The sequence below is a fragment of the Marinobacter segnicrescens genome (genome assembly GCF_900111555.1).
GTDB classification, from domain to species: Bacteria; Pseudomonadota; Gammaproteobacteria; order Pseudomonadales; family Oleiphilaceae; genus Marinobacter; species Marinobacter segnicrescens.
Genome location: NZ_FOHZ01000014.1, coordinates 86,250 through 97,438 on the forward strand (window position 1 = coordinate 86,250; position 11,189 = coordinate 97,438).

At 62.0% G+C, this 11,189-nt stretch carries 7 protein-coding genes; 4 read left to right on the top strand and 3 right to left on the bottom strand.

Going from position 1 to position 11,189, the window contains the following annotated elements; all coding sequences use genetic code 11:
- Window positions 1-134 precede the first annotated feature (134 nt).
- On the top strand, window positions 135-2,546 hold the full coding sequence (locus BM036_RS13655) for a phosphoketolase family protein (protein WP_091853260.1): 2,412 nt from the start codon (window positions 135-137) through the stop codon (window positions 2,544-2,546).
- Here BM036_RS13655 and BM036_RS13660 read toward each other — a convergent pair.
- Both BM036_RS13660 and BM036_RS13665 read right to left on the bottom strand, forming a co-directional pair.
- Entirely contained in the window at window positions 2,523-5,255 is a 2,733-nt protein-coding gene (locus tag BM036_RS13660) for a cation-translocating P-type ATPase (protein WP_091853262.1), read from the bottom strand. The two genes, BM036_RS13655 and BM036_RS13660, sit on opposite strands and share 24 nt — an antisense overlap.
- A gap of 125 nt (window positions 5,256-5,380) precedes the next feature.
- Complete coding sequence (locus tag BM036_RS13665; protein WP_177186066.1) at window positions 5,381-7,300, bottom strand: putative bifunctional diguanylate cyclase/phosphodiesterase; 1,920 nt, start codon at window positions 7,298-7,300, stop codon at window positions 5,381-5,383.
- An 89-nt stretch (window positions 7,301-7,389) separates the two neighbouring features.
- Here BM036_RS13665 and BM036_RS13670 point away from each other — a divergent pair, with 89 nt between their 5' ends.
- Entirely contained in the window at window positions 7,390-8,385 is a 996-nt protein-coding gene (locus BM036_RS13670; protein WP_091853266.1) for an LLM class flavin-dependent oxidoreductase, read from the top strand.
- A gap of 55 nt (window positions 8,386-8,440) precedes the next feature.
- Here BM036_RS13670 and ald read toward each other — a convergent pair whose 3' ends face one another.
- On the bottom strand, window positions 8,441-9,571 hold the full coding sequence (gene ald, locus BM036_RS13675) for an alanine dehydrogenase (protein ID WP_091853268.1): 1,131 nt from the start codon (window positions 9,569-9,571) through the stop codon (window positions 8,441-8,443).
- 136 nt (window positions 9,572-9,707) lie between these two features.
- Here ald and BM036_RS13680 point away from each other — a divergent pair, with 136 nt between their 5' ends.
- Together BM036_RS13680 and BM036_RS13685 are read left to right on the top strand one after the other, a co-directional pair.
- Complete coding sequence (locus BM036_RS13680; RefSeq protein ID WP_091853270.1) at window positions 9,708-10,508, top strand: dienelactone hydrolase family protein; 801 nt, start codon at window positions 9,708-9,710, stop codon at window positions 10,506-10,508.
- Window positions 10,509-10,798: 290 nt separating this feature from the next.
- Window positions 10,799-11,005 carry a cold-shock protein gene (locus tag BM036_RS13685; protein WP_091853271.1) on the top strand — a complete coding sequence of 69 codons (207 nt, stop codon included), beginning with the start codon at window positions 10,799-10,801 and terminating at the stop codon, window positions 11,003-11,005.
- Window positions 11,006-11,189: the final 184 nt, after the last annotated feature.

The window sequence follows — 11,189 nt, forward strand, 5'->3', positions numbered from 1 at the left end:
CCTCGCCCTGACTCAGGTCAACACACCACACCTTCCGGGGGGCTACACTTCGCCCTGACTGAACGAATTTTAGCCTGGACGCCTGCACACCGTGCCTTTGCACCACGCAGACGCCTGACGCACCGGAGGCTCCCATGAGTAAACCCTTTGCCGATATTCAGATGCTGGACCAGGTTGCAGCCCGGGAACCCGCATTCGAGCATTGGCGTCAGGGCTATGGTGTTATCCGCCACCTCCCCGACACCCAACAACAGGTTCTGGCCCTGGCTGAACAACTGGTGGCCGAAGGGCTGCAACCGGATACCGGTTCGGTATACCAGCTACTGGCAGCCCTCGACCGCCTTGCCAGTGCCGGACTGTGGCTGGTCGTCCACATGACCTATGCCGAACGAGTGCGCACCGACGGTGCTCCCCTGCAGACCTGCGAATTCAAGTGTCATCCGGAAGGCCATACCGGCGGTGCCCTCAACATGGTTCCCGGCTATGCCGCCTACATGGCCCTGAACGCCCTGACGGGCGACACCCGGAGTTGGCTGATGGGGCAGGGCCACTGTGTGGCCGCCGTCGATGCACTCAACGTACTGCTGGGCAACCTGAACCCGGAACAGGCCGCCCGTTATGGTGGCGCCGACGGTTTGGATAACCTGGTTGCGGATTTCTACAGCTATCGTCAGCAGGCGGATGGTCGCACCGAAGCCCCGCTTGGCAGCCATGTAAATCCTTATACGGCCGGCGGCATTATCGAGGGTGGCTACCTGGGTTTTGCCGAACTTCAGTATGTGCATATGCCCCTCCCCGGCGAGTCCCTGGTGGCTTTCCTGTCTGACGGCGCTGCCGAGGAGCAGCGAGGCAGTGACTGGGCGCCACGGTGGTGGCGGGCGGAGGACAGCGGTCTGCCGCTACCGGTCATGATCGCTAACGGCCGCCGTATCGAACAACGCACGGAACTGGGCACCCGGGAAGGGCTGGACGGATTTATCACCCATTTAAGCCGCTGCGGCTTTGACCCCATCCGTTTCGATGGCCGTGACCCGGCAGCCTTCGTTTGCACCTTATTCACCATGGAGCGCAGGCTGAAGAAGGCCAGCCGTGAACACAGCAGGGGGCTGCGCCAGTACCCCCTGCCGATACCCTACGGCATCGCCGAAACCGTCAAGGGCTATGGCTTCTACGGAGCGGGCCGCAACGCGGCCCATAACCTGCCGTTACCGGGCAACCCGAGACTGGATGCCCGGGCCCGGGACCTGTTCAATGAGTACGCCAGTGTGCTCCATGTACCTGAGGCAGACCTCCAGGCATCCATCACCCTGTTGTGCAACCACCAGCGCCAGCAACGCCCCCGGGAGAAGGACCACCCACTGGCCGAGCGCAATCCGGGGGCACCGGCCCTGCCGGAACTGCCCTCCCGCAGTGATACCTGCTCGCCCATGCTGGCAGTTGACGATTTCTTCCAGGCCCTGGTGGCGGCCAACCCGCGGCTCCGGCCCCGGGTTGGCAACCCGGACGAGTTGGCCAGCAACAAGCTCAGTGGCGTTCTCCATGCCCTGCGTCACCGGGTGGACGACCCCGAGAACGACACCGAGGCCGTGCAGGGAAGTATCATTACCGCGCTGAATGAAGAAGCCGTGGTGTCCGCCTGTCTGGCCAATAAAGGTGGACTTAACCTGGTGGCCAGCTACGAGGCCTTCTGCGTCAAGATGCTGGGAGCAATCCGCCAGGAACTCATCTTCGCCCGTCACCAGAAGGAACTGGAGCGCCCTGCCCGCTGGCTGGGATTCCCCGTCGTTGCCACATCCCATAGCTGGGAGAACGGCAAGAACGAGCAGTCCCACCAGGACACCACATTCTGCGAGGCGCTGCTGGGCGAAATGAATGACATGGTGCGCGTGGTGTTTCCCGCCGACTACAACAGCACACAGGCCTTGTTGCCGGAAATTTACAGCAGCCGGGGCGAGCTTGCCTGCATGGTCGTTCCCAAGCGTGATCGTCCCTGTGTGTTTACTGCGGAAGAAGCTCGCAGCCTGGCCCGCACCGGCGCCCAGGTGGTGGACGAGGACCTTTCCGAAGGTACACCCCTGCTGCTGATCGCTAACGGGGCCTACCAGCTGTCGGAACTGATTCATGCCTGTGAACGGCTACGGGACACCAATACTCCATTCCGGCTGGTCTATGTGCAGGAACCGGGACGTTTCCGCGTGCCACGGGATCGGTTCGAGGCGGCCAGGTGCGCGGCAGAAACCGATCGTGAGCGGTTAATGCCAGGCCACTACCATCACCGGGTCGTACTGACCCATATGCGACCTGAAGTATTCCGGGGCCATGCCAGTACCCTGTGTGGCGACCCGCGCAACAGCCGTGTGCTGGGTTACATCAACCGGGGCGGCACCCTGAACGAAGCCGGCATGTTGTTCGCCAACCAGTGCACCTGGGCCCACGCCCTGTATCAGGGCGCCCGGTTACTGGGGCAGGCCCCGGACCGTTTCCTGACGGACGAGGAAATTGCCGCGGTGGAAGGGCGTGGTTTACCCGAGGTCCTGCTGGCCTGACGCCAGGGGCCACAGGCGCCGGCGGCACCAGGTTTCCAGTTCCAGTGCCAGCAGCACGGTGACCCCTGCCATAAAGGTAAATACCAGCCCCGCCCAATCCATCGCGGTTGAGCCAAACGCCTCATTGAACGGCGGCAGCCAGGTAAACAGTGACTGCAGCACCACCACCGCCACCAGGGCGCCGAGCACCAGGGGCGTACCCACCACCCCACGCAGGGTAATCGACGGTGTGTCAAGGTAACGTACCGCGAACAGGTAGAAGACCTCCATCGCCACCAGGCTGTTCACGGCCATGGTGCGGGCATACTCCAGGTCTCCGGTGCGTTGCATACCCCAGTTCCAGGCCGCAAAGATACCGGCAAGGAACAGCAGCGACACGACCAGCACACGCCACACCACAAAGCCCTCCAGCAGCGACTGGGCCCGGGGGCGCGGTGGCCTGGTCATCACACCGCCCTCCGTGGGCTCAAAGGCCAGGGTCATGGCCAGTACGACCGAGCTGACCATATTGACCCAGAGGATTTGCAATGCAGTGATGGGCAGGGTGAGGCCCAGCAGCAACGCGACAATCAGGCTGACCGATTCCCCCCCGTTGATCGGCAGCAGGAAGGCGATCCCCTTACGCAGGTTGTCATACACGGTACGCCCTTCCCGCACGGCGGCGGCAATACTGGCGAAGTTGTCATCGAGCAACACCACCGACGCAGCCTCACGGGCGGCCTCGGATCCCTTCACCCCCATGGCGATCCCCACATCCGCCCGTTTCAGAGCCGGCGCGTCATTGACCCCGTCACCGGTCATCGCCACGACTCCCTGACCTGTCTGCAGTGCCCTGACCAGTCGTAATTTGTGCTCAGGACTGGTACGGGCAAACACGTCCACTTCGGCCGCCAGTTTCACCAGGTCTTCATCACTGACCCGGTCCAGGTCGGCACCCGTGAGCACCCGGTCCGGGGCCCTGAGCCCAAGTCGCGTCGCAATGGCGCCAGCGGTTCGGGCATGGTCACCGGTGATCATCTTCACCCGGATGCCCGCCCGGTGGCATTCTTCAATTGCGGTGATGGCTTCCGATCTTGGCGGGTCCATGAACCCGGCCACGCCGAGCAACTGCAGCCCCTCCCGAACATCGTCTATCGAAACGGAGGTGGTGCCGGCAGCTACCGGCAGGCGGGCAAAGGCCAGCACCCTCAGACCTTCCGCCGCCATGGCATCGATGCGCCTCTGCCAACCGTCAGCATCCAGTTCCACCGTGCCACCGTCAGGCGCCAAGTCCCCTGAGCACATGGCCAGGACCTGCTCCGGGGCACCTTTGAGATAGACCATGGCGTGACCGTGGTGGTCGTGGTTCAGGGTGGCCATGAACCGGTAATCCGCATCGAATGGGATCTCGTCCTTGCGGGGCCACTGGCGGTCGACGTCGGCAAGGTCATTGTCCACCTTCAGCGCAAGTACTTTCAGGGCACCCTCCATGGGGTCCCCGGCCACCCTGACGGGCTTTTCCTGCAGCCGCAGGTGAGCGTCATTACACAGGGCCCCGGCACGGGCGAGTTCCTCAAGCGCCGGAGACACCGGTTGACCTTCGGCTCCGGTGACCCCGCCATCAGGACTGTAACCGGTCCCGGTAACCTCGAAACGCTCGCCCCCCGCCATCACGGCGGTCACGGTCATCTCGTTGCGGGTCAGGGTGCCGGTCTTGTCGGAACAGATTACCGATACCGCCCCCAGGGTCTCGATCACCGGCATGCGCCTGACCACTGCCTTGCGGTTGGCCATGCGGCGTACCCCGATGGCCAGGGTAATGGTGAGTATCGCCGGCAACCCTTCAGGAATGGCTGCGACAGTAAGGCCCACCACGGCCATGAACAGTTCGTCTGTCGCCAGGCCACTGAACCAGGTGCCGGCGAGGAAAATCAACACACCGGCCACGATAATCAAACCGGAAAGGTACCGGGCAAAGCGGTCGATCTGCGCCAACAGGGGAGTCTTCAGGGTTTCGGTCTGCCCCAGCAGGCCAGAGATACGGCCAATTTCTGTATGAGGACCGGTTCGAACCACCACGCCACGGCCCGTACCGATGGTAACCATGGTGCCGGCAAAGGCCATGCTGCGCTGATCACCCAGGGCCGCGTCCGGTGACTCGCCGGCTACCGCCTTGTCCACGGCCATGGATTCACCGGTCAGTATGGCCTCGTCGACCTGCAGGCCGTGGACCTGCTCCAGGCGCACATCAGCCGGCACCCGGTCCCCGGGCTCAAGCAGCAGGGTGTCGCCCGGAACCAGTTCCTCGGCAGGGATAGTATGTCGACCATCTTTACGCAGCACCGTAGCCTGCGGCGCCAGCATGTGCCGAATGGCCGCCAGCGCCTGCTCAGCCTTACCCTCCTGAAGGAAGCCCACCAGGGTCTGGATCACCACCACCGCCAGGATCACCACGGTGTCCATCCAGTGACCCAGCAGGGCAGTGATGAGGGCAGCCACCACCAGTACGTGGATCAGGAAGTTTTTCAGCTGGCGCCCGAGCCGGGCCAGGGGTCCGTGGCGCACTGGCTCCGGCAATCGGTTGGGGCCATGTTCCTGAGTGCGACGGCTCACCTCAGCCGCGCCCAGGGGCTGGCCTGCGTCAAGGCGGGATCGCACCTCCGCTACGCTCAGGCTGTGCCAGGCCACTTGCTCGCTAGGGGCATTCGCCTTCGGGGAAACCGTGGTCATGAGGTGAACTCCATTATCGTCAACCCGGCCAAGTCCGTGGGACGCATGTCCTATTGCAACCGGGAGGCGGTGCGAGCGCCATGAGGCAGATCAACTGAGCGCAACGCAACCTGCCCGGTCCGGAATCAGGACTCTCTTACCAGCAACTCGGCAAATTCGGCTGCCGGCATGGGGGCGGCCTTCAGGTAACCCTGGAAACTGTCACATCCCAGTTCCGCCAGGACCTGCAACTGGCTGTCGAGCTCCACACCCTCGGCCTGTACTTCCAGGTCCATGGCCTGGCCCATGGCGATGATCGCCTTGACGATACCCAGGCCACCACCCTCGGAAGACAACTCGCTGACAAAGCTGCGATCAATCTTTAGCTTGTCCACCTTGAAGCGGCGCAGATAACTGAGGGAGGAATAGCCGGTGCCAAAATCGTCGATGGCCAGCCGGGCCCCTGTTTCACGGATTTCGGAAAGCAATTCGGTGGTGCGGTCGCCGAGGGCCAGCAGGCTGCTTTCAGTCAGCTCCACTTCCAGATATCGCGGAGACACCCCGACCTCGGTGACCACCTGCCGGAGGAAACCGGGAAAGTGGCCCCGCTTGAGCTGTTTCGAGGAAACATTGACGGCCACCACACCAGGGTCGAGGCCCTGATCCTGCCATTGCCGGATCTGCCGTGCGGCTTCCTCCAGCACCCAGCCCCCGAGTTCCGTGATCAGCCCTGTCTCTTCCGCCAGCGGAATGAACTCCACCGGCGACACCAGACCCCATTCGGGATGCCGCCACCGAAGCAGTGCCTCGGCACCTTTCAGCTGCCCGGAAGCCACGTCCCAGACCGGCTGGTAGAACAGTTCGAACTGTTTTCGCGCCAGGCCGGTGGTCAATGCCTCTTCGAGCTCAAGCCTGCGCCGGGCGAGTCGGGTCATGTCGGCACTGTAGAAAGCGAAGGTGTTCTTGCCTGCCAGCTTGGCTTCCGAGAGTGCGGAATCCGCCTGACTGAACAGGCTGGAAACCTGTTCACTGTCGCTGATCCGGTTTCCTGCTGCCAGGCAGATACCGATGCTGGCACGCACCATGACCCGGGCCGTATGATCCAGGGTAAAGCCGGCTCCCAGCGCATCCAGCAGACGGGTAGCCAGCTGCTCCACCTCGTGCTGGTCGTTTACCCCCGGCACCAGCACCACAAATTCATCGCCACCGAACCGCCCCAGCTCCTGCCCCTCCCCGAGACACTGCAGGATGCGCTGGCTGGCCTTCTGCAACAGCCGGTCACCCAGCTGGTGGCCGTACGACTCGTTGATAGTCTGAAAGTCATCCAGGTCCACAAACAGCACTGCCACCCGGGTGCGACCATCTTCCGGGGTCTGGCGAAGGGCATTGCGCAGGTGTTCCGCCATCAGCGCACGGTTCGGCAGGTCCGTCAGTGGGTCATAGAAGGCCAGGTAACGGAGTCGCTCCTTGTCCGCCTTTTCCTCGGTGATATCCGTTGCGAACAGCACGTAATACGCCAGTCCCCCTTGCCTGTTCTGAACCCGGGTTACGGTCACCCACTGGTTGAACATGGAGCCATCACGGCGACGGGCGATAACCTCCCCCTGCCACATGCCTTCCTGGTCCACCTTACGCCAGAGTTCATCGTAAAAGAGCTGTTCGTGGGCGCCAGAGCGAAACTCCGCCAGGTTCCGACCGAGCACCCGGTCCAGGGACGCCCCGGTCATTCGCTCGATCGCCGGGTTGGCATAGATCACCTTGCGTTCCGCATCGGCGGCCATAATGCCGGCATGGGCATGTTCGATCATGGAGCTCTGCAAGGTCATGAAGCTGGAGGCCCGGTCCAGTCGTCGCAGGGACCGCCATACCAGCACACCAATCAGTACCGAACTCACCACCACAAACGCCCAGCCCTTGAAAGTCTGGGCCTTGAGCTGCATGTCCTGACCAGCACTTGCAAAGAACCAGGCCACCAGCTGATCCGAGAACAGGATCCACAGGCAGCCCACCACCAGGTAAATCAGGGCGATCCTGAACGGTGATGTCCTGATTTCGGGTAATGCCAAAGGTTGCCCCCTGTTACTTCCTGATCGAAACATCCGGGCATCTGCGTGGTAAGCTGCCTGGTATCCGTCAAACCAATTCCGGAGTTTTCATGTCGTCCACAAAACCGTTCTCTCTGCTGGAACTCGCTTCCGTCCGGGAAGGGGACTCCGTCGCGCAGACACTCGCCAACAGTGTAGCCTATGCCCGCCATGCCGAAAGCCTGGACTTCCAGCGTTTCTGGCTGGCAGAGCACCATAACATGGAAGGCATCACCAGCTCGGCCACAGCGGTACTTGTCGGACACATTGCCGGTCAGACCGAACGCATCCGCGTGGGATCCGGCGGAGTGATGTTGCCCAACCACCCGCCACTCGTGGTCGCCGAGCAGTTTGGCACCCTGGAATGCCTCTATCCAGGCCGCATAGACCTGGGGCTCGGACGGGCGCCCGGCACGGACCCGATCACCAGCCGGGCCCTGCGGCGTGATGGTATCGGGGCAGAGCAGTTCCCTGACGACGTACAGCGGCTACAGGAACTGCTGGGGCCACTCAGGCCGGGTCAGCAAGTCAAGGCCATTCCCGGCGCGGGCACCAACGTGCCCATCTGGTTACTGGGTTCGTCGCTTTACAGTGCCCAGCTTGCCGCACTGAGAGGCCTGCCCTATGCCTTCGCCGGTCACTTTGCGCCGCGCCTGTACCGGGAGGCCCTGAAGGTCTACCGGGATCATTTCCGGCCCTCAGAGCAGCTGGAACATCCCCACGCCATGCTCTGCCTGCCGGCAGTGCCTGCGGATACCATCGACGAAGCGCAGCACCTGACCACCACCAGCTACCAGCGCATCCTGTCCCTGTTCCGGGGCCAGCCGTTATGGATGAAGCCGCCTGTCGACTCCATGGACGGCCTCTGGAGCCCGGCGGAAGAAGCTGGCGTCAAGGACTTCCTGGGCTTGCAGGTGCTCGGCGACGAGGAAGCCATCCGGGACCGTTTACAGCAGATCCTGGCAACCGTGGACGTGGACGAACTGATGTTCACGGTAGATCTCTACGACCCTGCCAAACGCCGTCATGCCCTGGATATCCTGGCCCGGGTGCGTGACAGTCTCTGACGCTGAACGCCCTGACAGGCGTCCGGCCCGGGCATGATCATTAGTTGTGGTGGGGTTAACCATTCCTGCCCAGTCCGGGCAGGGTGTGCGGATCGGTGTAGTCCAGCCCGTGCGCCTCGGCTACCTCCCGGTAGGTAAGGTGCCCGTCGTGGACATTAAGACCCGCCAGCAGGTGTGGATTGTTCCGCATCGCAGCCACCGCCCCATGCCCGGCCAGCTGCCGGATAAATGGCAGGGTGGCGTTGTTCAGCGCCAGGGTGGACGTGTGCGCGACTGCGCCCGGCATGTTGGCGACGCAATAGTGCACCACCCCTTCTTCAACAAACACCGGATCATCATGGGTAGTGGGCCTCGACGTCTCCGCACACCCGCCCTGGTCGATCGCCACATCCACCAGCACACTGCCATCCGGCATTTGACGCAGCATTGCCCGGGTCACCAGTTTGGGCGCTGATGCACCGGGAATCAGCACCGCGCCGATCACCAGGTCCGCCTCGGTGACACACTGCCAGAGCTGCCCCGCGCTGGAGAATAGCGTGCGAATCCGGTTGCCGTAGCGGTGATCCAGCTCCCGCAGCACATTCACGTTGACGTCCAGCACAGTCACATCTGCGCCCAGACCAACAGCCATTGCGAGGGCATTCTGGCCGACCATGCCAGCCCCTATGACGGTAACCCTTGCCGGACTGACTCCGGGCACCCCGCCGAGCAGCACACCACGACCACCCATGACTCGCTCCAGGCAATGGGCCCCGGCCTGCACCGCCATACGGCCCGCCACCTCGGACATAGGCGCCAGTAACGGTAACCGGCCGTCGTCATCGGTAACCGTCTCATAGGCAATGCAGGTAGCACCGGAGGCTATCAGATCCCGGGTCTGGGCCTCGTCAGGCGCCAGGTGCAAGTAGGTAAACAGGGTCTGTCCGTGACGAAGCCACATGCGTTCTTCGACCTGGGGTTCCTTGACTTTGACGATCAGTTCGGCCTCCTCGAATACCTTTTGAGGGTTGTCTACCAGAACGGCGCCGGCCCCCTGGTAATCGTCATCGCTGAATCCAATGGCCTCTGCAGCGCCGCGCTGCACCATGACCTGGTGCCCCTGGCCGGTCAGTTCAGAGACCGCAGAGGGAGTCATGCCAACCCGATACTCGTGGTTCTTGATTTCTTTCGGTACGCCTATCTTCATGCCAGTTCGCTCCAGCAATCATTCTCCCCAAGTATAGGAGCCATCCGCCACCATGTTCGGCCCGTAGAACAGAAGTGTTCTATGATCTTGTAGGATGTTGTACAGACCGAGTCACCAACGTTAAAAGGACTGACCCATGACTTCGAAACTGACCCCACTGGCTGTTGGCATTGCACTTTCCCTGGGTGCCGGCACCGCCCTCGCCCAACTGCAGACTGAAACCGTCAAATACTCTGTGGACGGTAAAACCTTCACAGGATACATAGCCTGGAACGATGCCATCGAAGGCAAGCGACCTGGCGTACTGGTAGTCCACGAATGGTGGGGCCACAACGAATTCGCCCGGGACCAGGCCGAGAAGCTGGCCGCCGCCGGCTACACCGCCTTCGCACTGGATATGTACGGTGAGGGTAAGGTGACTGACCATCCCGACGAAGCCCAGGCCTTCATGAAAGAAGCCACCGGCGACCTGGAGTCCCTGAAGGCCCGCTTTACCGCGGCCATGGAGGAACTGCGACAGCATGACACCGTGGATGGCAGCCGGATTGCCGCCCAGGGATACTGCTTTGGCGGCGCGGTCGTTCTGAACATGGCCCGACTGGGTATGGACCTGGACGGCGTGGTGAGCTACCACGGTTCACTGGGTAGCCCCATCGAACCGGAGCCCGGCACTATCACGGCCCGTATCCAGGTGTATACCGGTGGTGCTGACCAGATGGTGCCGGCGGACCAGGTCGCGGGCTTCGTGGCCAGCATGCAAAACGCGGAAGCGGACTTCTCGGTCACCAGTTTCCCGGGTGTAAGGCATTCCTTCATGAACCCCGGGGCGGATGCGGTTGCCGAGGAACACGGCATGCCCATTGGCTATGACCAGGATGCGGCCGAACGTTCCTGGGAAGGCACCATGCGCTTCTACCAGGATATTTTCAGCCAGTAAGTGATGTCGGGGCGGGCCTGCCACGGGCTACCGCCCCGTAAGTACAAGTACGTGACTTTTTGTATCTGAAGGGCTGGTATTCCTGAAAAAGCAGGAGTACAGTCGGATGTCAGGAAAGATCAGTAAAGCATTTCATAAACCAAGACGTATCTCTCTCCTGCAGTAGTGTATCCGTCCTGTTTTTGAATCCGCAGTTCTGTGTTTCCTCCCAAAGGTCCTTTGCGGCAACCGGGTTCCGGGGCTGTTGAAAGGGCAATCTAGAAAGTGTTTTGAATACAGGAATTTCGAGTATGTCTACTGTTACCGGTACTGTTAAGTTCTTCAACGAAGCGAAAGGCTTTGGCTTCATCACCCGTGAGTCCGGCCCGGACGTTTTCGTTCACTACAGTGCCATTCAGGGCAGCGGCTTCAAGACCCTGGCCGAAGGCCAGCAGGTTGAGTTCACCGTCACCCAGGGCCAGAAAGGTCCCCAGGCGGAGAACGTTGTAGCCCTGTAAATCAGGCTTCAGCGCAGGTGGCGTCTGACCTTCGGGGAAGGCGCTCCTGAAAACAGAAAAGGCAGCTTCCGGGCTGCCTTTTTTGTGTCCTGTGTCCCGTCCTGAAATACGTTGTCATCTGGAGATGCACAGATGGACAACATCACTCCCACCCGCAAGAAGCGCACGCAGCGTGATTACAACC

Excerpts from the sequence above, each read along its gene's own strand:
- BM036_RS13660 (WP_091853262.1), bottom strand. The coding sequence starts at position 5,255 with ATGACCACGGTTTCCCCGAAGGCGAATGCCCCTAGCGAGCAAGTGGCC.
- ald (WP_091853268.1), bottom strand. The coding sequence starts at position 9,571 with ATGAAGATAGGCGTACCGAAAGAAATCAAGAACCACGAGTATCGGGTT.
- BM036_RS13670 (WP_091853266.1), top strand. The coding sequence starts at position 7,390 with ATGTCGTCCACAAAACCGTTCTCTCTGCTGGAACTCGCTTCCGTCCGG.
- BM036_RS13655 (WP_091853260.1), top strand. The coding sequence starts at position 135 with ATGAGTAAACCCTTTGCCGATATTCAGATGCTGGACCAGGTTGCAGCC.
- BM036_RS13685 (WP_091853271.1), top strand. The coding sequence starts at position 10,799 with ATGTCTACTGTTACCGGTACTGTTAAGTTCTTCAACGAAGCGAAAGGC.
- BM036_RS13680 (WP_091853270.1), top strand. The coding sequence starts at position 9,708 with ATGACTTCGAAACTGACCCCACTGGCTGTTGGCATTGCACTTTCCCTG.